This is a genomic window from Chryseobacterium paridis (assembly GCF_016595215.1).
In the GTDB taxonomy this organism is placed as follows: Bacteria; Bacteroidota; Bacteroidia; order Flavobacteriales; family Weeksellaceae; genus Chryseobacterium; species Chryseobacterium paridis.
The window spans coordinates 1,236,000-1,261,775 of the sequence record NZ_JAENHK010000010.1 but is presented as its reverse complement, the minus strand read 5'-3'; the positions used below and the strand labels follow the sequence as shown (position 1 = coordinate 1,261,775).

The following is a 25,776-nucleotide window of genomic DNA, read 5'->3' as shown; positions in this document are numbered from 1 at the left end:
TTAAATTTTAGTAATCACCCCTCCGAAGGAGGGGAATTTTTCATGTTTTCTTTGCATTATATTTTCTAATTTGAATATCTTTAAAACTTTGAATTTTAAACGCAGAATTTAATATAATGACTTTCCAAGAACAGATACAACAAGGTATACCTAATCAATTACCACAAGCTAAACCATACGAAACGAATATCAATCATGCTCCTAAACGCAAAGAAATTTTAGGAGAAGAAGAGAAAAAACTGGCATTGAAGAATGCTTTACGTTATTTCGATCCAAAGTTTCATGCTGAATTATTACCAGAGTTTAGAGAAGAACTAGAGAAGTATGGTAGAATTTATATGTATCGTTTTCGTCCGGATTATGAAATGAAAGCGAGACCGATCACTGATTATCCTGGAAAATCTGAACAGGCAAAATCTATTATGCTGATGATTCAGAATAATTTGGATTATGCAGTGGCTCAGCATCCTCATGAATTAGTTACTTATGGTGGAAATGGTGCTGTTTTTCAAAACTGGGCACAGTATCTTTTGACGATGAAATACTTATCTGAAATGACGGATGAGCAGACTTTAACTATGTATTCAGGACATCCAATGGGATTATTTCCTTCTCACAAAGATGCACCTAGAGTAGTAGTAACGAATGGAATGGTGATCCCGAATTATTCAAAACCGGATGATTGGGAAAAATTCAATGCACTTGGAGTTTCTCAATATGGTCAAATGACGGCTGGAAGTTATATGTATATCGGCCCTCAAGGGATTGTTCATGGAACAACTATTACCGTATTGAATGCTTTCAGAAAAATTAAAAAAGAAACTCAAGGAGGGCTTTTCGTGACTTCAGGATTGGGAGGGATGAGTGGAGCACAACCTAAAGCAGGAAATATTGCTGGCTGTATTACAGTTTGTGCTGAAGTAAATCCTAAGATTACCAAGATCCGTCATGATCAGAAGTGGGTCAATGAAATTCACGAGAATGTAGATGAATTGGTAACCAGAGTAAGAAAAGCTCAGGAAAATAAAGAAACCGTTTCTTTGGCTTATCTTGGAAATATAGTTGAGGTATGGGAAAAATTTGATCAGGAAAATTTAAGAATTGATATTGGTTCGGATCAGACATCACTTCATAATCCTTGGGCAGGAGGGTATTATCCTGTAGGGCAAAGTTTTGAGGAGTCTAATATAATGATGGCTGAAAACCCTGAATTGTTCAAAGAAAAAGTTCAGGAGACTTTACGAAGACATGCTGCAGCTATTAATAAACATACAGAAAAAGGAACTTATTTCTTTGATTATGGAAATGCCTTTTTATTAGAAGCTTCCCGAGCAGGAGCAGATGTAATGGCAGAGAACCCTACTTTAGGCAGAGAATTTAAATTCCCTAGTTATGTTCAGGATATTATGGGACCAATGTGTTTTGATTATGGATTTGGACCATTCCGTTGGGTTTGTACAAGTGGAAAACCAGAAGATCTGCAAAAAACAGATGATATTGCATGTCAGGTTTTAGAAGAGATTCAGCAAAATTCTCCTGAAGAAATCCAGCAGCAAATGAAAGATAATATCCAATGGATAAAAGGGGCTCAGGAAAATAAATTGGTAGTGGGCTCTCAGGCTCGAATCCTGTATGCCGATGCGGAAGGGAGAATGAAAATTGCAGAGGCATTCAACAAGGCTATAAAAAATGGAGAGATTGGACCTGTAGTATTAGGAAGAGACCATCATGATGTATCAGGAACAGATTCTCCTTACAGAGAGACATCCAATATCTATGATGGTTCAAGATTTACTGCAGACATGGCTATTCACAATGTAATTGGAGACAGCTTCCGTGGAGCAACCTGGGTTTCTATTCACAATGGTGGTGGAGTTGGATGGGGAGAAGTAATCAATGGAGGTTTTGGAATGCTATTAGATGGAAGTGATGAAGCGGACAGAAGATTGAAATCTATGCTTTTCTGGGATGTTAATAATGGAATTTCAAGAAGAAGTTGGGCAAGAAATGAGGGTGCAATTTTCGCTATTAAAAGAGCTATGGAGGTAGAGCCTAATTTAAAGGTTACGCTTCCGAATATAGTTGATGATAATTTATTATAATTTTTGAAAGAATATTCAATAAAAAACTTTGCTTATTGCAAAGTTTTTTTATTTTTATATAAAACAATGATAATATGAAAATTTCGATTTCAAAATCTCATCCTGAAAATTGGGGAGACACAATACCTGATAAAAAAGGTCGGTTTTATAAGGTTTATTTTAAAACATCATTTAGACTTTCTGGCTTTTCCGAAGAAGATCTGCTACATACTTTTGATGGAAAAATAATAAATTGTTAATCTAAAAAGTACGAAGTTGAAAAGATATACAGCTAAATTCGGTAAAAGACAATTGATTTTATTCTCAGAAAATAATTCTGAAATTGGAAAAATCATCGAGACTAAAAAATTGATCTCCTGGAGAAAATATATATTGTGTGATGCCAAGCGCTATGATATTAAAAGTAAAGGATTTCTGTGGAATGATGTAGAGTTATCAGATGGCAGGAAAGTGATATACTACACAGATTTTGGAAGAGACAGAATTATCAAAACAGGTGATGATACAAAAATATGCCACTTTAAAATTGGTAAGGGTATGCAGCTTTATGAACAAAAGAAACTATTGATCGATATTCAGACTCATAGAAAATGGTTTAAAAATCCAATCTTTAGTATTGAGTTGGATGATTCTGTAGATGATGCGTTAGCCCTGTTGTTCTTATATTATTCAACCGCGAGTTTTATGGAATAGGATTCTCATATTCAATCAAAAATACTACTCACTAAAAGATTTTTTTTCTATTAATAAAAAATCCTCCATATCAATGATCGGAGGATTTTAAAATTATAAAAAAAAGTAGAATCTTAATTTTTCACAGCCTTAATCGCTGCTTCGTAATTAGGCTCATGTGAAATATCATCCACTTGTTCTTCATATATGATTTTTCCTGTAGGATCTATGACAACAACAGCTCTGCTTAAAAGACCTTTCATCACAGAATCTGTGATTTCTACCCCATAGGTTTTTCCAAAATCTGAGCGGAAGTCTGAAAGCATTACTACGTTCTTAATACCTTCGGCACCACAAAATCTTTTTTGTGCGAAGGGTAAATCTTTAGAAATACAAAGAACTACAGTATTTGGGATATTAGCTGCATCTTCGTTGAAATGACGTACTGACGCTGAGCAAACACCTGTATCCACGCTTGGGAAAATATTTAGAATCATAAATTTCCCTTTGTAAGAATCTAGTGTTTGATCTTTCATTCCAACATCCGTAAGGGTGAACTTAGGAGCTGCTTTTCCTACTGCGGGTAATTTTGCGTAAGTAGTAACTGGCTTTCCTCCCATCATAACAGTATTGGCTGTTTTTGCATTTTGAGCAAAAAGAAATACAGAGAATGACAATAGCGTACTGAAAATTAATTTTGAAAACATTGATTTTTATTTTTAAACAAAATTATTCTTTTTTTGGATTGGATGTTAATTTTAATTCACCAGTCTTTAAATAGACCGAATCTATTAATCAGCTATTTTTATAATCAATTCTAACATCTACCTTTATTCTAATAAAAGTGATCACTTAATTATTAAAAAGATAAAAAATATGGATTCAGTAGATAACTCATCATTTCACAAGATTTTTAAAAGCGAAAATGATATACCGGAAGAATTTAAAGTTCAGGAAATTCATCAACGAACTTATTTGCTAAATGGAGAACTGGTAGAATGGAAAGGAGAGGTGACGGATGTTTATTCACCTGTTTGTATTCCTACAGAAAATAGATTAGAAAGGAAATTATTAGGAAGTATTCCAAATATCAGCCCGGCTGATGCAATGGAAGTTCTGGAGGCCTCAGTAAAAGCTTACGATAATGGACTAGGGGAGTGGCCTACAATGTCTGTAGAAGGACGTATAAAATGCATGCAGAAATTTGTGTATTTAATGATCCAGCAGCGAGATCTAGTTATCAAACTTTTGATGTGGGAGATTGGGAAGACATTGGCTGATTCTACTAAGGAGTTTGATCGTACGGTAGATTATATCAACCAGACCATTGATGCATTAAAAGATCTTGATCGTGAATCATCCCGTTTTCAACAGGCTGAAGGAACGATTGCTCAGATTCGAAGAGCTCCGCTAGGAGTTGTTTTAAGTATGGGACCTTTCAACTATCCTTTGAATGAAATATTCACAACATTGATTCCTGCATTAATTATGGGTAATACCATTTTGTTTAAGCTTCCTAAGCATGGCGTCTTAGCTCATTATCCTTTATTAAATGCATTTAAAGAAGCTTTTCCAAAAGGAACTGTGAATACACTTTATGGTAAAGGATCTGAGATTATTACACCAATTATGGAAAGTGGAAAGGTGAATGTGCTAGCATTTATCGGATCAAGTAAGGTAGCTAATGGATTAAAAAAAATACATCCTAAAGTAAACCGTTTGAGAGCTATATTGAGCTTAGATGCAAAAAATGCAGCGATCATTACTAAAAACGCTAACCTTGATGTAGCAGTAAGTGAATGTATTTTAGGTGCTCTTTCTTTCAATGGCCAACGATGTACTGCACTTAAATTGTTGTTTGTACAAAAAGAGGTAGCTGCTGAATTCACGGAAAAATTAAACAAAGCTGTTTCTGCTTTAAAACCTGGACTTCCGTGGGAAAAAGATGTTAAAATAACACCTCTTCCCGAGGTAAATAAACCTCCCTATCTGAAAGAATGTATAGACGATGCTATAGCTCATGGAGCTAGAGTTTTGAATGAAAATGGCGGATACACTGAAGGTTCATTTGTATTTCCTGCAATTGTATATCCTGTTAATAGTGAAATGAAACTATATCATGAAGAACAATTTGGTCCTGTAATTCCAGTTGTTCCTTTTGATAGTATTGATGAACCAATCGATTATCAGGTAAATGCTTCCCATGGAATGCAGGTGAGTATTTTCAGTGAGGATCCGCAAGAGGTTTCAAAATTGATCGACCCTTTTGTAAATCTGGTGAGTCGTGTAAATATCAACTGCCAGGCACAAAGAGGTCCAGATGTATTTCCTTTTACTGGAAGGAAAGACAGTGCTGAAGGAACACTTTCTGTATTTGATGCTTTGCGTTCTTTCTCTATAAGATCTCTGGTAGCTGCTAAATTGACAGAATCCAATAAAGAATTATTGAATACCATCGTTAGAGAACATGATTCTAATTTCCTAAGCACCGATTATATTTTTTAGTATTAAAACCACCCAAATAAGTTAAATAAAAGCCGTCATAAATCTTGATTTATGACGGCTTTTATTTAACTTCCCTAAACCCTAAACCCTAAACCCTAAACCCTAAACCCTAAACCCTAAACCCTAAAAATTAATTTTACCCAATTTTCCAAAAGATGTGTAACATTTTATTCGAAGTGTTACTAACTCCATAGAGCTAAGAACCATGAGTACATTAGAACAAGAATTTTTAGAAAAAATTGAAAAGCATAAAGGAATCATATTCAAGATTTCTAAAATGTACATGGATAATAAAGATGACCGTGATGATCTCTTTCAGGAAATTACCTATCAGGTTTGGAGGGCATATCCGGGATTTAAAGGACAAAGCGAATTTTCAACCTGGTTGTACAGGATTGCTTTGAATACGGCTATCATCTTTTTAAAATCCGAGAAAAAAAGAAGCTTTATTGACAATGCAGATTTCTCCAATTATAGGATCGTACAGGAAGAATATGATAATGAAAAAGAAGAAAAATTATCCGCAATGTACCTTGCGATTCATCAGTTAAATCCGATTGATAAGGCTTTTATATTTTATTACCTCGAAGACTTTCCGGGTCGGGAAATTGCAGAGCAAATGGGGATTTCAGAGGGAAATGTAAGAGTGAAAATGAATCGTGCTAAAAATAAGTTGAAAGATATCTTAAACTCAAATAAATACTAATTTTTAAATCAATTACAATGAATATAGATGAACTAAAAAATACATGGAATGAAGATGTTTTTGAAAAAACACCGGAAATCAGTATTGAAAATAAAAATAAAATCAATCTCCCCTTAGAGCGGATGCGAAGAAATATGAGACATGAATTCTTATCTACAATTGGAATTTTCATTTTCGGATTCGCAATCGTCTGGTTGTGCGGAGCGCCATTTAAATTTAAATTTTATCTCACGATACTTTTGGCTTCTATGGCAATCGTGACTTTTTTCTTTTTCAGTAAATTCTTTAAACTTTATAAGGATATGAGTGATCCTGTAATGAAAACCTATGATGGGTTAAAAGATCTGCTTCATCAACTTGATCTTAACAAACAATATTACCTGTCATTTTACCTTAGTTTTATTCCTTTTCTGGTGTGTGAGATTATTATCGTTTTAGAATTTATCCCAAGGCCACAACCGCTAAGTGATCTTAAGATTGCCACCATTCTTATAGGTGCTGTTTTATTCGGACTCTTCTCCTTATATCTGTTAGGAAAATACTGGTTTCAGAAATTTTATGGTAAATATATTACGACCATAGAAAAGCTTGTTGTAGAGCTTCAAAAGTAAAATTTCGGCGGACAGAATGTCCGCCGAAATTTTATCTTGTTATTGAGGTTTGTTTAAAATATTTTTTGCTGAATCAGAAGCGATCACCAAGCCTGCGCCAAACATGATAATATCTTTTATAACCAATCTCCCTGCTCCTGAAAGGTAAGGGAAACCATGATCTGGTCCTCCTAAATCAGGAACCCATACTTCCGGTGTCGTAATAAGAAAGGAGAGGGTGACTACTGACATTCCAGCTGTTAAAATCCCTGATAACATTCCTATCTTTGGATAAAAAATACCGAGAACTACTAAAATCCCCAGACCAACAATGACGCTTCCTAAAGCATAAGAAAAAACGTAAGTTCCATTTGCTTCATGCCATTTTATATTTTCGGGAACGACTTCACCTTCTTTGTTTTTGTGAAGTTTGTAATTGTCAGTGTCCGTAGTTTTCTTATTAAGAAAGAAACTCATAAAAGGAGAATTGGCAACAAATGGTATTATTCCTTCTGCTTCATAATTAAAAGCTTTTAATCCACCAATCCATGCCATAACGATAAAAATGCTTATTCGTAAAATATGAATAAAGTTTTTCTGTGAGTGAGCTAAGAATTCAATCATATTATTTTTTTTGACAAAATTAGATTGAATGAGGGTCCGATAGAATGGAATATTGTGGACTTTATTTGTACAAATCTGCAACTATGGAAACACCAGCTTCTTTTCTGAATTGAGTAGGGGAAACTCCTGTATGTTTTTTAAAATATTTGCTGAAATAGAACTCATCATTGAAATTGAGTTCTAGTGCTATTTCCTTAAAAGACTTTCTGGTGAGGTGAATCAGCTTTTTGGATTCCAGAATTACTCTCTCCTGGATAATTTGAGAAGGTGTTTTATTAAATCTGGATTTGATCTTTTTACTCAAAGTGTTAGGTGCTACATGGAGTAGATCAGCATAAAAAGACAAGTTTTTTTCAGATAGAAAATGGAGTTCTACTAAATTCTGGAAGGATTTTAGTTCTTTAAAGTCATCTTTGATCAGGTCCTTATCCGGAATCATTTTATTTTTCTCTTTGCTGCTTATGGCCAATATAAGTTGAAGGTATGATTGTAAAATAGCTTCTGAAAAATCTTCTTTATGATCTATTTTTTTAATTTTTGAAAAGTATTCTGATATTTCATCGAAGACTTCTTTGTCAAGATTAAAATAGGGAAAGAGATAAATATTATTAAATAATAATCCGTTACATGCGACTTCTTTTTTATGGAATTCGATACAATAGAAGTCACCATGAAAGTTAAGGGTTTCGATATTAATCACCTGTTCGCTAATGATCTGGACATTTTGAAATGGCGAAGAGAAAAGAACAATTTTTCCGTTAAAATCATATTCTGCAAAATCGATCACAATTTTTCCATTCCCTTCAAACAAAAAGATGTGATACAATGAATCACTGAGAATATCTTTGTAATATTCCGAAGTCTTTTTTTGTATTGAAAAAGAAGCACTTTTCATCGCGATTTATTTTTTCAGATTTTTCTTCTCCTTTGCGATTTCATTTTTAACCCAATTTAATTGAACATCATTTTTACTGATGATATCTTGCAAAGTTTCACTGATGGGAACATCTGGTATTACTCCTTTTTGAGAGTTCGTTAATGTAATATTAGGATTTACCAATAATAAGCCAATAGGTAAAGTAAGTTTTGAATAGGGAAGTATCTGATAAGAATAAAATCCGGCCACTGTTCCATCATTTGCTCCTCCTGTTTCTTCTCCTACCAGTGTGGCAGTCTTGTCAAACTTTAATTTTGAACTGATAATTGAAGAAGCCGAATAGCTCCCGCCATTGATCAACACAAATATCTTCCCCTGAAAGGCATTTTTATTTGGTTGAGTTACTTTATCTGCCTTTATTTTATAATAAAATTTTCCATCATCACCTTTGTAGGTATGAAGTGTTTTAAGAAAGAAATAGGTAGGATATGTGATTCCTTTCAATGCATATTCCAGAGCATTACTTTTCTTAAAATAGTTTGTTTTTAGAGGAGTAAAACCCGAATTAAGCCTGGATGGTTTTATCAAGGTAAAAGGTTGAGAGGTAAGATAGGAATAAAGTTTATTGATCTCCTGTAAAGAGCCTCCATAATTATTTCTGATATCTAATATGAGATAGGAAGATTTGGCTTCTTTAATTCTCGCAAAAGTCTCTTTATAGAATTTATTGGAATTGCTGTTTGAAAATTTCTTTATGTTGATATAAGCGATAGAATTATCATCACCTAAAAAATGGAAACTTCGATTAGCCGAACAATAAAAAGATTTTAAACTACTTGCTGGCTTGTTTTGAGATTTTTCGTTTTGTGGCTCGATTTGTTTTTCTCTTTCAAGAATATAGGTTTGTTTGTTATTGTTATATAATGTTTCAATTTTCACCCGATCTAAAAAGCCATTTTCCATACTAAAAAAACAGAAAAATGTATCCTTAAGATAATAAGGTTTGAAAGTCGTATTCTGACCATCACTGCTGATCAGTTTTCTATATCTGCTGATGTAAGAGGCGGCCGGTACATCATTGATGCTTAGTATTTCGGTGCCTGGCTTGATGTTGTAAATGGAATCTTTGTTTTCTATGATATACAAATGATTTCCTTTGATGTAATATCTGAAATAATTGAATAATCTTCTTCCGTCATAGCTCTTTTTTATTTTCTCAAAAGGGAGTGTCAAAGAAAGATGTCCTTCTCTTATAGTAGTGATTACAGGTTGTAATTTGAGATAAAATTGGACGGGTGTAAGAGGTTTGTTTATTGTTTGCTTGAGGCTGTCAATTCTATAGTCCAAATCTTTTCTTGTGGTATATCTATAGAGCTGAGGATGCATTTCTTTTAATTTGCTGTAGGCATAATCAACATCTTTTTTCAGCAGATCAGGTTCAATAAGAGCTTTTTCCTGTTGCTCACTATTCGCGACCGAAGAGCAAGACGAAAGAAAAATAAGTCCAAATAGAATTAATGAAATTTTCAAAGCCATTGTGTTTAAAACCAACAAATTTAAGTGTTTAAAATTATCCTGATATTAAAATAATGATAATTTTTTAATTGAAGTTACAGTATTTCACTAAATAAACATGTTGTTTAAAGAGGAGATGTTTTTATTTAATAGTAAAAGTTAATACATTTGATGCTTATTTTGATCAAATGATGTATTTACTTATTGCAATAGCCATCTTACTAATTCTGGCTTATTATTTAATAACTAATCAAGATGTTTTTGGTGCTGAACCTAAAGGGAAAAGGTTAGAAAGAATGAAAAGATCACAGCATTATAAAAATGAGCAGTTCCAAAATATTAGCCATACCCCATCTCTTGCAGAAGGATATAGTATGCCTAAGGTTCTCTATGATTTTTTTGTAGCCAAAAAAGATCCACTTTTAAAACCGTTGAAAAATATCCCGTCTATACATACTGATTTAAAAAATATTCAGAAAGATCAGAATGTTTTTATCTGGTTAGGACATTCTTCATATTTTATACAAACTGATGGAGTTTCTTTTTTAATTGATCCTGTTTTAAGCTCATATGGATCACCTTTTAAATTCTTTAACAAGGCATTTGCAGGATCAGATATTTTTAAACCTGAAGATGTTCCTTTTATTGATTACCTGGTTATAACCCACGATCATTTCGACCATTTGGATTATCCTACAGTGAAAAAAATAAAAGATAGAGTAGGGAAAGTTATTGTACCATTGGGAGTTGGAGCGCATTTTGAAAAATGGGGTTATCAGGAAAATCAACTGATAGAAGAAGAATGGGGAAGTGTTGCTGATTTGAAAAATGACATTACCATCACCTTTACACCAGCAAGGCATTTCTCCGGAAGAAAAATAAAAAGAAATGGAACATTATGGACCTCTTATGTCTTGGAAACTCCAACAAGGAAAATCTTTTTAGGTGGAGATAGTGGCTATGATACACATTTTAAAATGATCGGTGAAAAGTATGGGCCATTTGATTATGCTATCATGGAAAATGGACAATATAATAAAGCCTGGAAATATATTCATGCACTGCCTGAAGATGTTATACAGGCGAGTATAGAAGTCAATGCAAAAAACATAATTCCTGTTCATTCTTCAAAATTTGCCTTGGCTCTTCATCCTTGGAACGAGCCGCTTAAAAAGATAGCAAGTTTTGGCAGAGAGAGAAATTTGAACATTCTTACCCCTATGATTGGTGAAATAGTGGACCTGAACCGATCAGATAATCAGTTCAAAAGTTGGTGGGAAGATTAGTTTCAGGCGTGCCAGATGTCTTTGTATCTTTTCGGGTGATTTTCAAATTGCTGTCTTACAAAATCACATTCAGGGTCTATGAGAAGGTCTTTCTCTTCTGCATATCTTACCAATTCATCTAAAAGCATTTTGGCATAACCATGGCCTTCGAGTTCTTCATTAAGTTTAGTGTAATATACAATTAATTGTCTGCCATCAATCGCCATGGACATATAGCCAGCCTTCTTATCGTCAATTAATATCTGCAATTCATCTTGATATGGAGATATTTCAAATTTTATATTTTCCATAAGTATTGAGATTAGGTTGAATAATGAATGAGCGGTAGGGTCTTACAATAAGATCCCTTCTTTAAAATTACAAATTAAAACAATACAACAGGTTAATTTTTAAGAGCTTGATCGTAATTTATATTCTTTTCAGTTAAGCAATTCAGATGGAAAAATGGGAGTTGTAGGGTGATAGAGTTGTAGAGTTTGAGGGGTAGAGAGTTTGTTGATGGTCGTTATTATAATTATTCTTTTACGAGCTACAATCCATGTTTACTGTGCTAAGCTCGAAACCCCGCATCCCAAACCCCGCAACGCATCACATACCTCGCATCCCGAATCCCGAACCTCATACCCCGGACCTCGACCCCCGCATCTCACCCAGTAAATTTATTCCCTACATTGTCAGTTGTTTATAGCCCTATGATGAATATTGATCAGAGATTTTGATGCTTTGGCATTTTAATTGAAATGACATGAGCGCAATAAAGAATCACATTTCACTATATAATCAAATTTTTTTTGGTGGCTGTTCGTAAGATCAGTCATTTTTTGTTTTATTACAGGTTAAAATTGTTGTTTGAATTTTATAACTTTGTGTTATGGAATCATCAGAATCATTACAGGAATTTTACAATCGTACCCAGGCAAAAGTTTTTCCTGCGCGTCTTTCGAATTCAGGATTGGGGCATTTCAATGTCTTCTCCAGGGATAATTGTTCATTGCATACTCCCTATAGCAGAAGAGATTTTTATAAAGTTTCATTGATCATTGGAAAAGGAAAACTTCATTATGCTAATAAATGGTTTAAGGTCGACAGTCCTGCATTATTGTTTTCCAATCCGCTGATTCCCTATTCCTGGGAAGCGGAAAGTGATGATCAGGCAGGTTGGTTCTGCTTATTTACGGATCAATTCCTTCAAAATGGTACCCGCCTAGGGAACCTTCAGGAATCACAGCTTTTTAAAATTGGAGGAACTCCTGTTTTCTTTATTAATGAAGAACAGCAGAAAACGGTTTCAGATATCTTTCAAAAAATGATGACAGAAATAGATTCTGATTATATTCACAAATATGATATGCTTCGGAATTATCTGCACCTTTTGATCCATGAGACCATGAAAATGCAACCCGCGGAAAATTTTGAACATTATCAAAATGCTTCCCAAAGAGTTGCGTCATTATTCATGGAATTGCTAGAAAGACAGTTTCCTATAGATAGTCCGGAAGTATATCTTAAGCTTAAATCTCCTAACGATTATGCTGAAAGTCTATCCATTCATGTTAATTCGCTTAACCGTTCTGTGAAAGAGATCACAGGAAAAACAACGACACAGCAAATTACATCCAGGATTATTCAGGAAGCTAATGCTCTTCTAAAGCATACGGATTGGAACATTTCAGAAATCGCCTATGGTCTAGGGTTTGAAGAACCCGCGTATTTTACCAATTATTTTAAGAAACAAACGGGAAGCACTCCTAATGCGTTAAGAAGTGACCTTGTTTGAATTTTATAATTTATCGTTTGAATTCTATATGAAAAGCTGATGAATGTTGTTATAATTTTGTTCCTATAATTTAAATCACAATCAATCATGAAATTTAGAAAATTAGGAAACACAGGGGAGCAGCTATCTACAATCGGTTTAGGCTGTATGGGAATGAGCTTTGCGTACGGTCCTGCAGATGAACAGGAAAACATCAATACATTACACAAGGCTTTGGACCTGGGTGTTAATTTCTGGGATACTGCGGATATGTATGCGAATGGAGAGAATGAAAAATTAATTTCCAAAGTTTTAGTTCCTAACCGGGATAAGATCTTTATAGCTACAAAGTTTGGGTTTCGATTTAAAGATGGTAAAGCAAGCCATAGTGGTGCTCCGGGGACTTATTTTGATGGTTCTCCCGAATGGATCAGACAAGCAGTAGACTTAAGCCTTCAACGATTGAAAATCGATACGATAGATCTGTATTATGCTCATAGAGTAGATCCCAATGTTCCTGTTGAAGAAACAGTGGGAGCAATGGCAGAGCTTGTAAAAGCAGGGAAAGTAAAATATATTGGTCTATCTGAAGCTTCAGCAGAATCTATTAGAAAAGCAAATAAAATTCATCCTATTACTGCTTTACAGTCAGAATACTCTATTTTAACGAAAGATGTCGAAAAAGAAATTTTACCAACCATAAGAGAGTTAGGTATCTCTTTGGTTTCTTATTCTCCACTGGCAAGAGGACTTTTTGCAAACATTAATGAAGTTCAGAATTTTGGAGATGATGATTTCAGAAAATCATTGCCACGTTATCAGGAAGAAAGCCTTGAGAATAACAGAAAGTTGGTCAAAGAATTTAATGAGTTTGCTGCTTCAAAAGGTGTTAAAGGAACACAGCTTGCATTAGCATGGGTATTAAGTCAGGGAGATGATATTATTCCTATTCCTGGAACGAAACGAATTAAATATCTCGAAGAAAATGTAGCTGCTATTAATGTAGAGCTTTCCAAATCTGATTTAGATACTATCGATGCCATTTTAAAGAAATATCCTAATATCGGAGAAAGGTATAGTGAAGGTTCAATGAAATTGGTAAATAATTAAAAGAGTTTAAAGTTTGGATTTCTGAGTATTCAGAAATCCAATTTTTTTGAACTCACAATAAACCTCGATACAGATAGAAATCCATTTTTGTATCGGGTTTTTGTATTAAAATTACAAAATCACATTATTAATTATGAATAGAAGAGAACTTTTAAAAAATGGACTTTTAGCAGGAGCTTTTAGTGTCATTCCTTTTTCAAGCACTTTAGCAGTGGATAAGAAATTGCCTGTCGCAGAGGATGATCTTTCAGGTGTTAAACAAATAAAACTAGGAGATTTAGAATTGTTTATTCTAACCGATGGATTTATTCATGAGGAAAATCTGAATTCTTTTGCACCTCGTGGGAGTGTATCAGAATTAAAAGCAATCCTGAAGGATAATTTTCGGTCAGAACATTCTATAGACATGGCAATGAATGTCCTATTGGTAAAAACAAAAAGCAAGCTTATATTAATGGATAGTGGGATGGGAATTTTTGCAGATCCCAGAACTGGATTTTTATTAAAAAGCCTTAAAAAGGCTGGCTTTTCACCTGCAGATATTACAGATGTATTTATTTCTCATGCCCATCCGGATCACATCGGTGGAGTTGTAGATAAACAAAACAAATTGGTTTTCCCGAATGCTCAATTGTTTATTTCAAAAATTGAATACGATTTCTGGATGAAGGCGACGATTAAAGGTTTCAGCAATAGTGCATTAAAGGATCAACCGGAATTTCTTAATCAGATTATTCCAGGAATTCAGAATATTTTAAAAGTGATACAACCAAGGTTGAAATTTTATGAATTGGAGAAATCATTGTATGATCATTTCAGCTTTCAATTGGCTCCCGGGCATACACCTGGCCTTACTTTGGTTACAATAGCTTCCGGCAATGAGAAACTATTATACATCGCAGATCTGATGCATTCTGATGTTGTTTTATTTCCACATCCGGACTGGGGATATTTTGGAGATACCGATCTGGATATAGCAATAGCTTCAAGAAAGAAAATACTGACACAATTAGCTGAAACGAGATCCAGAGCTTTTGCCTATCATTTGCCGTGGCCAGGCTTAGGTTTTACTAAGAAGAAAGCATATGCATTTGAATGGATTCCGGAATCTTTTATGAATTAAAACAGAAAGAGGGAGTTTAAATCCCCAAAAGTTAATTGGGCAAATGAATTTTTAAAACTTCTCGATACAATTTTTTCAAAATCTACTCGAAGTGACGCACTATTAGAAGTCAACTAATATATTTTAAAGAATAAATCCTCTCAGAATCGAGAGGATTTATCATTATTAAAGATGTAAGTAACCCTATATTTCATTAAAGATCAATTCAGGGCTATACATTTTTCTGAACATCAGATAAGTAATTGAAAGTACAGTAAATGCTACAACCGCATCTATTGTTGATGGAAGCCCAAGAACTGCGATTTTGGAGAAGAAGGCAAAAGTAATGTCGAAAAACATTCCGGCGAATACCCATTCCTTTAATCTCAATAATCTGTTCGGAAGTAGAAGTACTATAACTCCTGCCAGTTTAAAGACGCCGAGTATATAGATAAAGTGTGGTGGATATCCCAATTGTTGTGTAATATCCCATACTACAGGGTTTTTGGTTAGTTCAAAGAAACCGCTTGCTCCAAACCATAGTGACATAAAAATAGCGCCTGACCAAAAGATGATTTTTGTTGTTTTTGTTTTCATTTTTTTATTATTTTAAATTGTTGTTATAATTGTCTTAAGTTGTTTTTACACCTGTATGTTTAGTTGAATATCGCTTTTGAAGCCCCGGTAATCTGTCCAGTTTTTGCATTTTGAATAAATCCTATGATTTCCCAGTCAGTAGTATTAAATTTTTCAGGAATTGAAAAGTTTGTACTGCCCTCCAAACTGTTTTTTAAAGAGACTTGCTGCTGTTTATGAACGATCTGCCAATGTTCTAAATGTCGGCCCTCGTTTTCTCCTTTTGCTACATTGGTTGATGCCTTTTTCTGAACCAGTGTGATCAAAAGCTTATTTTGAGAGTCATTTCCTGAAACTTTGTAATTGACTGAAATGTTATTAGAATTGGATTGTGCTTTCAAATCCACCGTACTGTTGGCTCCATGGCTTAAAGCGTTAAGAATAGAATTTTCTATTGCTTCTTTATCGGAACCTACAAACTGTTGTTTCCCATTTACCACAAGCTGTGGAGTATAAACCTGAGAATCCAGTGTTCTGCTGTACTGTTGTTGTCGAGCCGAATTTTCGGAGGTACTGAAACGGTCTTTCCAACCCAGGCGGTTCCAATAATCAACGTGATATGCCAGGATGTATATGGGCTGATCTTTATTACTTTCCTTAATTTGACCCATTAAGGCATCTGCGGGTGGACAACTTGAACATCCTTCTGAAGTAAAAAGTTCCAGCACGGCAAAACCATTGCTTTTATCAGTTGATCTGTTTCTAAGACTTTCGTCAGTCTTATCTTTTTGCACAAAGGCGGAGATTGTAAATAATAAAGCTACAAATGCTCCTACTATGAAAAGTTTTTTAGATATCATTTCTTTTAATTTTTATTCAAAAGTAGATACCTGTGGGATGCTAAAAAATGAAAAAAGGGCTCAACCAGACAAATCGAATAGTGAACCCTGAAAAATATATGTTTAAGACATAAGCTTTATTAACGGTCTTCTAACCAGGAAAAAAAGCTATGGGTCTTTTCTTTGTTGATCAGAAGCTTTTCCGGAGTGTCAATTACCAATTTTACATAAATTTTGCGCTGGAAATAATGTTCCATCTCTTTAATAGCAGTGAAATTGACAATGTACTGCCTGTTCACTCTGAAAAACTGTTTGGGAGAAACTTGTTCAGCAACTTGCCCCAATGATTGAGTAAGTGAAAATTGCTGTTTGTCAAAAGTAACCAGATGGGTCATTTCATTATGAATGTAGAAATAAGCAATGTTTTCCGTAAGAATGGTCGTATATTTTTGATTTTTAAAAACCAGGAAACTGCTTTTTGTAGTAGCTTGTGGTTGTGTTATCTTTTGTAATAACGCTTCCAGCTCAGGAATTTCTGTTTTTTGAAAGAACTTTTTGAGTTCATCTACTTTTCTTAAGGCTTCAGCAATGTCATCCCGTGAAAAAGGTTTTAAAACATAATCCACACCCTTACTCTTAAAAGCATCTAACATATACTGATCAAATGCTGTACAGAATACAACCGGGCAAGTAATATCCACCTGCTTGAAGATCTCAAAAGAAAGCCCATCAGAAAGGTGAATATCCATAAAGATAAGATCTGGCTTGCTATCATTAGACAAAGCTTCAACGCTGGACTCTATGCTGTCATAAACTCCGGTAATTGTAGATTCAGGTTTAAGTTCTTTAATTAAGGTTTGCAGAGATTTTGCTGCTCTGAATTCGTCTTCAATGATGATGATATTCATGGATAAGGGGTAGTTTTATTTGAAAAATTTGATTGTCGTCTAAAATGTTGATTTCTTGATTTAATAAATGTTTGTAGCGCATATTAACATTATTTAAGCCAACACCTAATGAGTCTTCGGGAACTATTTTACGCTGAATAGGATTTTCAATAATAATTTTATGGTCAGCATCAGAGATTTTAATGTGTAAAGGCTTACTTTGAGAAACAATATTATGTTTGATGCAGTTTTCTACCAATAGCTGTAAGGTGAAAGGAGGAATAAGGGTTTTCAGAGTTTCCTTATCAAGTGTGTCCGTAAACGTAAAGCCATCACCAAAACGGGCTTTCTGAAGGAACAAATAAGAATTGAGGATTTTCATTTCTTCTTCTACGGTGATGAGGTCAAGTTTTCTGCTTTCCAGAGTGAAGCGGTAAAAATCAGAAAGCTTGATAATGAAATCAACCGTTTCTTCATCGTGTGTTTCCACCATAGACTTCAATGTATTTAAACTGTTAAAAAGAAAATGAGGATTCACCTGTTGTTTCAAGAGTTCATATTGAGCGCCCAGATTATCGCTTTTCACTTTTTCCAGCTCGAGATGGACTTGCTGGCCGGTATAATTATGTTGTACTAGGTTTAAAAACATATAGAAAATAAGGTTAATAAGAATTCCTCTTACTTCTACCATAAGCATAACCGGACCAAAATTGATATGAGATAAAATGAGCTGTTGTATCCATGCCAACCCAAACATAACCACCATACCCATTGCTAATATGATCAAGAGTCTGGAATATGATATTCCCTGACGTCGTTTAGTAGTGCGGTTTAGTAGAAAGATGTTGAGATACCACATCACAATTGCAAAAGCTGAGGTAATGGCCGCATTAACTATCGCTTCCATGAGATTAAAATCATGGGAAGCAAGCTGAGGAACTGATGATAATACTCCCAAAACAATCGAACTTACCCAGATAACAGCCTGCGATATTTTTATTTTTTCTTGTTGCATTAAGAAGGGTTGGATTTTAAAAATGTTAAATTAATATTTTTTAATGATAATCTCTTAATAAATATAATCTGAGACTGATATTCAATCCCAGATTATATCGTGATTTTTACACGAAATTATGGCATATTGACGGGGTGATATCCCAATATATATTGTATTCTCTGTTCTTTATTTTGAAACTGATCATCTTTTTTTTCAATAGCAGTATCTACACGGTAAGATGTTGCTCCATTCTGGTTGGTTTCAACGGTTTCCACACTTAATAGCTCTCCTGTAATGGTCCCCCCGGTGTATTGGGGATTTTCATGATACTTCCAGGTAACGAGTTTCATTTTTGTTCCTGCTTGTGGCTGATCACTTTGGGTAGATAAAGACTGACGAGCCTTATTGTTTCCATAAAGTGCAGACATTGTTTCTTTTTTCTTATTTAAAGATGACGAAATGAACTGAAGTTGTCCGGCATCAAATACCAATCGGATATGATCTCTATTAGGATCCTCATTCTTACATGCTGTTAAAAACAGGACGCTCCCTAAAATTGCTAATATTATTTTGCTCATTTTTTCTGTAATTTTTCGATTAGTCTTTTTGTATTTACTTTCATAGGAACATCAAATAAATATCCGGTTGGCTCTGCCAACTGACGATGGCAGGCAATACACGATTCTTTGGCAAATGATGCTGTTTTTCCTGTTGGATGAAGATCCTGTCCTGAAAATTTGGCAAATCCCCAACCTTCAGTATCTGTATACTTTTTTGAATCCTTTACCATAAACTGAGCATTAACAAATTCACCTGGTCTGATTTCTCCATCAGCAGACTCAACTTGCTTCCATACAGCTTTTACTACAATACTACCATCTGGCCATGGGTGAAAATTATCTGTTTCAACTGCCTTTACAGCAATACTGTTTCCATAAATTACACGGATCGAATTGTCAAATAGCGTACTCATGCTGATGACTTTCCACTTTTTAAATTCCGGTGTATATGTAACTCCATTTGGTGAAACAGGAAATCCTGAATGGCTTTCAGTGGTTGGCTTTATAGCCTGATGAAGAGCTTTTCCCTCTGTCTTATTTGTTGTTGCCGGACTTTTTCCGGAAAGTGATAAAGTATATTTTCTGATAACTTCAATATCCGCGGGTGTAACTTTTGCAGATGCATGCAATAAAGTGTATTCATGAAGAGGCATTTTTCCAGCTTGCATCATATTTAATATCGAATACATTCTGCCTTTATGCTCTCCTGGTGAGACCTGCGACCATTCAGAAAAGTTCATTACTTGTCTTGCTCTTTCCACATCTTTTTTTACACCCCAGGATATGGGAGCTAGCTTATCATACCAGCTTAGTTTTTGTTCGTTAGAATGACAGTTGAAGCATGATCTTTCCAGAATCGCAATTACTTCATGGGGTGCTTCAATAGTGCCGGTAACAGGCTTACCTTTTATTGTAGGACTAAAAAGCTGTAGTCCTGCGAAGATTCCTAAAATTGTAAGAAATGCTATAGCTATAGGTTTCTTGGTTCTCGTTTTCTTTACTGAATCCATAATTGTTTTATTTTTATGATTCAAAAGTAGATCGTGGAGAGAAGGAATGAAATGTAAAGAAAGGTAAACCGGACAATTTAAAGGGTGAAGTGGAATTTTGATCCCTGAACATGAAATGCAAAATACCGGAAACTATTCCGGTATTTAAAATTGAAAAATATTTTGTTACAATACCATCCCTCCATCAACGATGATCTCAGTACCAGTAATAAAAGAAGCCTGGTTGTCATCAGATAAATAAGCGACCAGTTTGGCTACATCTTCTGAAGTTCCCATTTTCTTTAAAGGGATATCATTGATCAGACGCTCCTGAATGTTTTGTAAAGTAATATCATCAAGTCCTGCTTTGTTCATTATTTCAGTCTTGGTAGGACCAGGGCTCACCATGTTCACTCTGATTTTTCGTGATGCTAATTCTGCAGCAGCCGTTTTGGCAATTGAATTTAGAGCAGCTTTGCTTGCCTGATAAGCTGAACTGTTTGGATAATGGGTAGAGGCGACAATGGATGATAAGAATACTACGGATGCTCCGTCATTTAATAAAGGGATAAGCTTGCTAAGAGTAAAATAAGCTCCTCTGAAATTGATGTCCATAACACTATCGAAATTACTGATATCCATATTTTCGATAGATGTGAGTGTTCCAGTGATTCCTGCATTGATAAATAAAATATCAACTTTTCCATACCGATCCTCGACTTCTTTTTTCAATACATCAATATCCTCCAGTTTTCCCTGATCAGCGACGAATGGAATTGCTCCCAATTCTTCTGCAGCTTTATCAACGGCATCCTTTCGTCTTCCAGTGATGATAACTTTTGCTCCTTCTGCAATTAATTCCTTTGCTGTGGCATATCCGATACCACTATTTCCACCGGTTACGATCGCCAGCTTGTTGTTAAATTTATTCATTTTTTATAATTTTTGACAAAGTTATAGTGAAAATGGTATACTTTTGTAATCAGTATCACAGAGTATATCAACTTAATTTTTACACAATGGAAAGAGATCAGACAGAAGAACTCAGAGCATTACAGGATACTTTGTATTTCATCGGAGGGAAGTGGCGTATTCCGGTTATTAATGCGATTTGTAATGGCAATAAACGTTTTCGTGAAATAGAACGCAGTATTCCTGGTATTACAACCAGAATGCTTTCAAAGGAATTAAAAGATATGGAGATGAATAAGCTGGTGACACGAAACGTGTATCCAGATACTCCGGTTTTAATAGAATATGTAGCAACCGACTATTGCAGAACTTTTGGGAAAATCATTATGGAAATGATTAGTTGGGGTAGAGAGCATCGGAAGGTGATTGTGGAGGGTGAGTAAAGGGAAGGTTATTAATTTTTTATTTAAAGATTGAAGAATTTAAAGATTAAAAGATTGGGGGCGATTGAGCGTAATATTTTTGTCATTGACTCCGTCTAATCTTCGATTTCAGAACGAAGTGAAGAATCTCAACGGTTTTATGTAAGATTAAAGAATTTAAAGATTTAAAAATTGATAGAACATATTTCTCTTTGTCTATTAATTCCTATCAATAGAAACGGGCTAAAGCCCGTTTTCAATTTAAATAAATCCTTCCTATGGCTTTAGCCAAAAACTAAAATGTATTCCACAATTGAATTATTTAAATAAAAAAAGCTCCTTAAAAAGGAGCTTTTATTTATAATCAACTGGAAATTAAATTCCATCAATAATTTCATTTAAAACAGTACTTGGTCTCATTGCTGCGTAAGTTTTATAGGTGTCAGTTTTGTAGTAACCGTCAATGTTTTGAGGTTTACCCTGAGCTGCTATTAATTCCTGATTGATTACAGCTTCATTTTCCTGCATACTAGCTGCAACTGGCTTAAACTTCTGAGCGATCTCAGCATCAGCAGTCTGGTTTGCTAAAGCTTCTGCCCAATACATTGCCAAATAGAAGTGAGATCCTCTGTTATCAATTTGTCCAACTTTTCTGGCCGGAGACTTATCAGTTGCTAAGAATTTAGCATTAGCCTCATCTAAAGCATCTGCTAAAACCTGAGATTTTGTATTTCCTTGAGTTTGTGCTAAATGTTCCAAAGAAGCCTGAAGAGCAAGGAACTCACCTAGAGAATCCCATCTTAAATAACCTTCTTCAAGGAACTGTTCAACATGCTTAGGAGCAGAACCTCCAGCACCTGTTTCAAATAGACCTCCACCATTCATTAAAGGAACTATAGAAAGCATTTTTGCAGAAGTACCTAATTCAAGAATCGGGAAAAGATCTGTCAAGTAATCTCTTAATACATTTCCTGAAACAGAGATTGTATCTTTACCTTCTCTTGCTCTTTTAAGCGTTTCAGTCATTGCATCTTTCACATCAAGGATTCTGATATCTAATCCTGTAGTATCATAATCTTTTAAATATTTTTCTACTTTTTTGATGATTTCTCTATCATGAGCTCTTCCTTTGTCTAACCAGAAGATTGCTGGTGTATCAGAAAGTCTTGATCTGTTTACAGCCAGTTTTACCCAATCCTGGATAGGAGCGTCTTTAGTCTGACACATTCTGAAGATATCACTCTTTTCTACTTTTTGAGAAAGAAGAATATTTCCAGCTTCATCCTGAACTTCAATTGTCCCGTCAGCAGTAGCCTGGAAAGTTTTATCGTGAGAACCATATTCTTCAGCTTTTTGAGCCATAAGACCTACGTTTGGAACAGAACCCATTGTAGTAGGATCTAGTTTACCATGAGCTCTCATATCATCGATTACAGCCTGATAGAAACCAGCATAAGAACGGTCCGGAATGATCGCCACAGTATCTTCTTCTTTACCTTCCTTATTCCACATCTTACCTCCACCTCTTACTAATGCAGCCATTGATGCATCAACAATAATATCAGAAGGAACGTGGAAGTTGGTAATCCCTTTGTCAGAATTAACCATCGCTACTCTTGGTCCGTTAGCTAAAGCAGTGTCAATAGCTGCCTTAATTTCAGCTTCCTGAGCATTTCCTTTGATCTTTTCATAAAGGTCAGCAAGACCGTTATTTGGGTTGATATCTAAAGACTTGAAAGTATCAGCGTATTTTGTAAATACATCTTTAAAGAAAGTCTCTACGATTGCCCCGAAAATGATTGGGTCAGAGATTTTCATCATTGTAGCTTTCAGGTGAGCAGAAAGAAGAACATTTCTGTTTTTAGCTTCTTCGATAGCTTCCTGTACAAAAGATTTTAAAGCATTAAGATTCATTACTGAAGAATCAATAACTTCTCCAGCCTGTAAGCTGGCGAAATCCTTCAATAATTTTTCAGAACCGTCGTTTCCTTTGAATACGATTTTATATTTTGTAGCATTTTCAAGAGTGGTAGAAGTTTCAGTACCATAGAAATCTCCGTTATTCATGTGAGCTACATCAGTTTTGCTATCTGAAGCCCAGTCACCCATTCTGTGTGGGTTTGCTTTTGCGTAGTTTTTAACAGCTTTTGGAGCACGTCTGTCAGAATTTCCTTCTCTTAGTACAGGGTTTACAGCACTTCCTAAAACTTTTGCATATTTAGCTTTAATTGCTTTTTCCTCATCATTTTTAGGTTCAGCAGGATAATTTGGAACGGCAAAACCTTTTGATTGTAATTCTGCAATAGCTCCATCCAATTGGGGGGCAGAAGCAGAAATATTAGGTAACTTGATGATATTGGCATCAGGTGTTGTAGCTAATTGACCTAATTCAGCCAAAGCATCACCGATTCTCTGATCTTCATTTAAGAATTCCGGGAAGTTAGCTAGAATTCTTCCTGCTAAAGATATATCCGGAACTGCAATTTCAATATTTGCTGATTTTGTAAATGCCTTTACGATAGGTAAAAATGAATGTGTAGCCAACATTGGAGCCTCATCCGTCAATGTGTAATAGATTTTTGATTTTTCTGACATTATACTGTTATTTATTATTTGATTTTTTAACTCCCACAAATTTAGTTAAAATTTAATTTTTTTAGATTAAACCTAAATAAGTTTTTGCACTTTAAGAATTATTTAACCTTTGTTTGAACGAAAAAATAGCGATTTTAAGTAAATTTGAAAAACCGTAAAAAAATAGATTATGTCTAATATAACATTAAAAGGAAACGAAGTTCATACATTAGGTAATTTACCTTCAGTTGGAAACACCATCAAAGATTTTGCTTTGGTTGATTCAGGATTAGGTATTAAAACTTTATCAGATTTTGAAGGTAAGAAAAAAGTGTTCAATATTTTCCCTAGTATAGATACAGGAACTTGTGCAGCATCAGCAAGAAAATTCAACGAAGAAGCTTCGAGCTTAGATAATACTGTTGTAATTAATGTTTCTAAAGATTTGCCATTTGCATTAGGAAGATTTTGTGCTGCTGAAGGGTTGAATAACGTAGAAACACTTTCTGATTTCAGAAGCAGTTTTGGTGATGATTATGAAGTGACAATTACCGATTCTCCATTGAAAGGCCTACTAAGTCGTGCTGTAATCGTTACTGACGAAAATAATAAGGTTGTATATACAGAGCAGGTTCCTGAAATTGTAAACGAACCCAATTATACTGCTGCTTTAGAAGCATTGAAATAATTAAAAATATTTTTTTTATTAGCCTTGTAGATTCATTTTTGCAAGGCTTTTTTTGAATTCAAAATACACAAATAACAAAATGAAAAATAAATTATGTCAGACAATTACAAAAACTATGGAGAGCAATTTCAAGTAGATCAGGAACATTTCGATGAATTTTTTTCATTACTTAAAAATACCAGGCTCTTAAAATCTGATTTTTTTCTTAAGCAAGGAGACAAATGCAAATATCTGGGATTTATTAAAAGTGGGACTATCAGAAGCTTTTATATTAATGATCAGGGGCGTGAAATCAACTTTGGTTTTTACTTTGAAAATGAATTTTTTACAGATTACGAGAGTATTCTTTGTGATACTGTTTCCAATATGAATATTCAGGCAATAGAAAATTGTGAAATTCTGCTTTTGAGTAAAGACGACCTCCAGCAGTTGTATAAAAAAGATGCTTATTGGCAGAAGTTTGGAAGAATTATGACTGAGAAAATTTATCTGGATGCTAAAAAGAGGATCGATGATCTATTATGCTATTCTCCTGAAAACAGATACCTCAATCTTTTAAAAAGAGAACCTGTTCTTGTTCAGAAAATAGCGCAGAAACACATAGCAAGTTATCTTGGAGTAACAGAGCAATCTTTGAGTAGGATAAGAAGCCGGATTATTAATTAACTTAAGTTAACGTCTTTTGAATTTTAAGAACGTAGTTTTACTAATGTCAAACTTAAAATTACAATTATGGATCAAAAAGATTTAACCATTATTTTGGTACACGGAGCATGGGGAGATGGCTCACATTGGCAGTATGTTATCCCTTCACTTACAAAAGCAGGGTATAAAGTAAGAAGTGTTCAAAACCCCTTAACTACGCTTCAAGATGATATTAATAAAACAAAGGATTTGATTGATGCCCAGGAAGGGAAAGTATTATTAGTTGGACATTCTTATGGTGGAGCGGTAATTTCAGGAGCCGGAAATCACGACAAAGTTGCAGGTCTGGTCTATATTGCGGCTTTTGCACCGGATGCCGGAGACAGCTTAGGAGCTCTTTTAGGAAGAAGAGAATCTCCGGGTGGAGCGAGTATATATCCGGACAGTAAAGGCTTTTTGTGGATTAAATACGATGAATTCCAGTCTGCTTTTTGCCAGGATTTAGATGATGAAAAAGCTTTAGTAATGTCACTATCGCAAAAACCAATTCATAGCCAGTGTTTTGGTGATGAAGCGGGTGAACCTGCATGGAAAACAAAACCAAGCTGGTATCAGATTTCATTGAAAGATCGCATGATTCCTGCTGAAACTGAAAAAGAAATGGCAGAACGTATGAATCCAAAAAAAATAATTTCTTTGGATGCTGGACATGCGTCATTAGCATCCCATCCAAATGATGTCACCCAGTTGATTTTAGAAGCTGCTGCAGCACTATAAAATAATTTGTAAAAATTGCTATAAGCCTTGTGATGATTCTACGTATCTTCACAAGGCTTTTTAAT

Annotated in this window: 27 protein-coding genes; 14 read left to right on the top strand and 13 right to left on the bottom strand. The window is 34.7% G+C overall.

The genetic code is table 11. From position 1 onward, the window contains the following. Window positions 1-116 precede the first annotated feature (116 nt). The 3 genes from JHL15_RS15220 to JHL15_RS15210 all read left to right on the top strand — a co-directional run bounded on the left by JHL15_RS15220 (window position 117) and on the right by JHL15_RS15210 (window position 2,795). Window positions 117-2,102, top strand: a complete 1,986-nt coding sequence (locus JHL15_RS15220) for a urocanate hydratase (RefSeq protein ID WP_200247084.1) — start codon at window positions 117-119, stop codon at window positions 2,100-2,102. 74 nt (window positions 2,103-2,176) lie between these two features. Then, window positions 2,177-2,341, top strand: a complete 165-nt coding sequence (locus JHL15_RS15215; protein ID WP_200247082.1) for a hypothetical protein — start codon at window positions 2,177-2,179, stop codon at window positions 2,339-2,341. 16 nt (window positions 2,342-2,357) lie between these two features. Then, entirely contained in the window at window positions 2,358-2,795 is a 438-nt protein-coding gene (locus tag JHL15_RS15210; RefSeq protein WP_200247080.1) for a hypothetical protein, read from the top strand. Between the two features lie 113 nt (window positions 2,796-2,908). On the opposite strand, the gene tpx (JHL15_RS15205) is transcribed toward JHL15_RS15210, so the two are convergent. Then, window positions 2,909-3,481, bottom strand: coding sequence for a thiol peroxidase (tpx, locus tag JHL15_RS15205; RefSeq protein WP_200247078.1), 573 nt, complete (start codon window positions 3,479-3,481; stop codon window positions 2,909-2,911). A gap of 169 nt (window positions 3,482-3,650) precedes the next feature. Between tpx (JHL15_RS15205) and JHL15_RS15200 the strand changes: the two genes are divergently transcribed. The 3 genes from JHL15_RS15200 (at window position 3,651) to JHL15_RS15190 (ending at window position 6,596) form a co-directional block, all read left to right on the top strand. Further along, window positions 3,651-5,279, top strand: coding sequence for an NADP-dependent glyceraldehyde-3-phosphate dehydrogenase (locus JHL15_RS15200; RefSeq protein WP_200247076.1), 1,629 nt, complete (start codon window positions 3,651-3,653; stop codon window positions 5,277-5,279). A 205-nt stretch (window positions 5,280-5,484) separates the two neighbouring features. Continuing rightward, a complete protein-coding gene (locus JHL15_RS15195; protein ID WP_200247074.1) occupies window positions 5,485-5,985 on the top strand; it encodes an RNA polymerase sigma factor in 501 nt (166 codons plus the stop codon). A gap of 17 nt (window positions 5,986-6,002) precedes the next feature. After that, window positions 6,003-6,596, top strand: coding sequence for a hypothetical protein (locus tag JHL15_RS15190; RefSeq protein ID WP_200247072.1), 594 nt, complete (start codon window positions 6,003-6,005; stop codon window positions 6,594-6,596). 39 nt (window positions 6,597-6,635) lie between these two features. Here the strand turns inward: JHL15_RS15190 and JHL15_RS15185 are convergent, their stop codons facing one another. The 3 genes from JHL15_RS15185 to JHL15_RS15175 form a co-directional block, all read right to left on the bottom strand. Further along, window positions 6,636-7,199: a DUF417 family protein gene (locus JHL15_RS15185; protein ID WP_200247070.1), complete on the bottom strand. Its 564-nt coding sequence runs from the start codon at window positions 7,197-7,199 to the stop codon at window positions 6,636-6,638. 61 nt (window positions 7,200-7,260) lie between these two features. After that, window positions 7,261-8,094: a helix-turn-helix domain-containing protein gene (locus tag JHL15_RS15180; protein ID WP_200247068.1), complete on the bottom strand. Its 834-nt coding sequence runs from the start codon at window positions 8,092-8,094 to the stop codon at window positions 7,261-7,263. Between the two features lie 6 nt (window positions 8,095-8,100). Further along, the gene (locus JHL15_RS15175) at window positions 8,101-9,612 is read right to left on the bottom strand and encodes a S41 family peptidase (RefSeq protein WP_234047786.1); all 1,512 of its coding nucleotides are present in this window, start codon (window positions 9,610-9,612) and stop codon (window positions 8,101-8,103) included. 167 nt (window positions 9,613-9,779) lie between these two features. On the opposite strand from JHL15_RS15175, the gene JHL15_RS15170 reads away from it, so the two are divergent. Beyond that, window positions 9,780-10,877: an MBL fold metallo-hydrolase gene (locus JHL15_RS15170; protein WP_200247064.1), complete on the top strand. Its 1,098-nt coding sequence runs from the start codon at window positions 9,780-9,782 to the stop codon at window positions 10,875-10,877. 2 nt (window positions 10,878-10,879) lie between these two features. On the opposite strand, the gene JHL15_RS15165 is transcribed toward JHL15_RS15170, so the two are convergent. Further along, complete coding sequence (locus JHL15_RS15165) at window positions 10,880-11,125, bottom strand: GNAT family N-acetyltransferase (RefSeq protein WP_234047785.1); 246 nt, start codon at window positions 11,123-11,125, stop codon at window positions 10,880-10,882. A 623-nt stretch (window positions 11,126-11,748) separates the two neighbouring features. On the opposite strand from JHL15_RS15165, the gene JHL15_RS15160 reads away from it, so the two are divergent. From JHL15_RS15160 to JHL15_RS15150, 3 genes are all read left to right on the top strand, one after another. Then, a complete protein-coding gene (locus tag JHL15_RS15160; RefSeq protein WP_200247060.1) occupies window positions 11,749-12,654 on the top strand; it encodes a helix-turn-helix domain-containing protein in 906 nt (301 codons plus the stop codon). 87 nt (window positions 12,655-12,741) lie between these two features. Beyond that, entirely contained in the window at window positions 12,742-13,743 is a 1,002-nt protein-coding gene (locus JHL15_RS15155) for an aldo/keto reductase (RefSeq protein ID WP_200247058.1), read from the top strand. Between the two features lie 133 nt (window positions 13,744-13,876). Then, window positions 13,877-14,866, top strand: coding sequence for an MBL fold metallo-hydrolase (locus JHL15_RS15150; RefSeq protein ID WP_200247056.1), 990 nt, complete (start codon window positions 13,877-13,879; stop codon window positions 14,864-14,866). 183 nt (window positions 14,867-15,049) lie between these two features. Here JHL15_RS15150 and JHL15_RS15145 read toward each other — a convergent pair whose 3' ends face one another. The 7 genes from JHL15_RS15145 to JHL15_RS15115 form a co-directional block, all read right to left on the bottom strand. After that, window positions 15,050-15,442: a DoxX family protein gene (locus JHL15_RS15145; protein ID WP_200247054.1), complete on the bottom strand. Its 393-nt coding sequence runs from the start codon at window positions 15,440-15,442 to the stop codon at window positions 15,050-15,052. A gap of 59 nt (window positions 15,443-15,501) precedes the next feature. Further along, a complete protein-coding gene (locus JHL15_RS15140) occupies window positions 15,502-16,281 on the bottom strand; it encodes a DUF1223 domain-containing protein (RefSeq protein WP_200247052.1) in 780 nt (259 codons plus the stop codon). A gap of 119 nt (window positions 16,282-16,400) precedes the next feature. Further along, window positions 16,401-17,168, bottom strand: a complete 768-nt coding sequence (locus JHL15_RS15135; RefSeq protein ID WP_200247050.1) for a LytR/AlgR family response regulator transcription factor — start codon at window positions 17,166-17,168, stop codon at window positions 16,401-16,403. Continuing rightward, window positions 17,149-18,162, bottom strand: a complete 1,014-nt coding sequence (locus JHL15_RS15130; RefSeq protein WP_200247047.1) for a sensor histidine kinase — start codon at window positions 18,160-18,162, stop codon at window positions 17,149-17,151. Before JHL15_RS15130 ends, JHL15_RS15135 begins: the two co-directional genes overlap by 20 nt. Window positions 18,163-18,278: 116 nt before the next feature. Further along, window positions 18,279-18,722: a hypothetical protein gene (locus JHL15_RS15125; protein ID WP_200247045.1), complete on the bottom strand. Its 444-nt coding sequence runs from the start codon at window positions 18,720-18,722 to the stop codon at window positions 18,279-18,281. Beyond that, a complete protein-coding gene (locus JHL15_RS15120) occupies window positions 18,719-19,714 on the bottom strand; it encodes a heme-binding domain-containing protein (RefSeq protein WP_200247043.1) in 996 nt (331 codons plus the stop codon). Before JHL15_RS15120 ends, JHL15_RS15125 begins: the two co-directional genes overlap by 4 nt. A 165-nt stretch (window positions 19,715-19,879) precedes the next feature. Then, the gene (locus JHL15_RS15115) at window positions 19,880-20,626 is read right to left on the bottom strand and encodes an SDR family oxidoreductase (protein WP_234047784.1); all 747 of its coding nucleotides are present in this window, start codon (window positions 20,624-20,626) and stop codon (window positions 19,880-19,882) included. 86 nt (window positions 20,627-20,712) lie between these two features. Between JHL15_RS15115 and JHL15_RS15110 the strand changes: the two genes are divergently transcribed. Further along, window positions 20,713-21,048: a winged helix-turn-helix transcriptional regulator gene (locus tag JHL15_RS15110; protein WP_200247041.1), complete on the top strand. Its 336-nt coding sequence runs from the start codon at window positions 20,713-20,715 to the stop codon at window positions 21,046-21,048. 354 nt (window positions 21,049-21,402) lie between these two features. On the opposite strand, the gene JHL15_RS15105 is transcribed toward JHL15_RS15110, so the two are convergent. Continuing rightward, window positions 21,403-23,622 carry an NADP-dependent isocitrate dehydrogenase gene (locus JHL15_RS15105; protein ID WP_200247039.1) on the bottom strand — a complete coding sequence of 740 codons (2,220 nt, stop codon included), beginning with the start codon at window positions 23,620-23,622 and terminating at the stop codon, window positions 21,403-21,405. Window positions 23,623-23,791: 169 nt separating this feature from the next. Between JHL15_RS15105 and tpx (JHL15_RS15100) the strand changes: the two genes are divergently transcribed. The 3 genes from tpx (JHL15_RS15100) (at window position 23,792) to JHL15_RS15090 (ending at window position 25,711) form a co-directional block, all read left to right on the top strand. Then, entirely contained in the window at window positions 23,792-24,289 is a 498-nt protein-coding gene (tpx, locus tag JHL15_RS15100; protein WP_200247037.1) for a thiol peroxidase, read from the top strand. Window positions 24,290-24,382: 93 nt separating this feature from the next. Continuing rightward, window positions 24,383-24,955 carry a Crp/Fnr family transcriptional regulator gene (locus JHL15_RS15095; RefSeq protein WP_200247035.1) on the top strand — a complete coding sequence of 191 codons (573 nt, stop codon included), beginning with the start codon at window positions 24,383-24,385 and terminating at the stop codon, window positions 24,953-24,955. 66 nt (window positions 24,956-25,021) lie between these two features. Beyond that, a complete protein-coding gene (locus tag JHL15_RS15090) occupies window positions 25,022-25,711 on the top strand; it encodes an alpha/beta hydrolase (RefSeq protein ID WP_200247032.1) in 690 nt (229 codons plus the stop codon). Window positions 25,712-25,776: the final 65 nt, after the last annotated feature.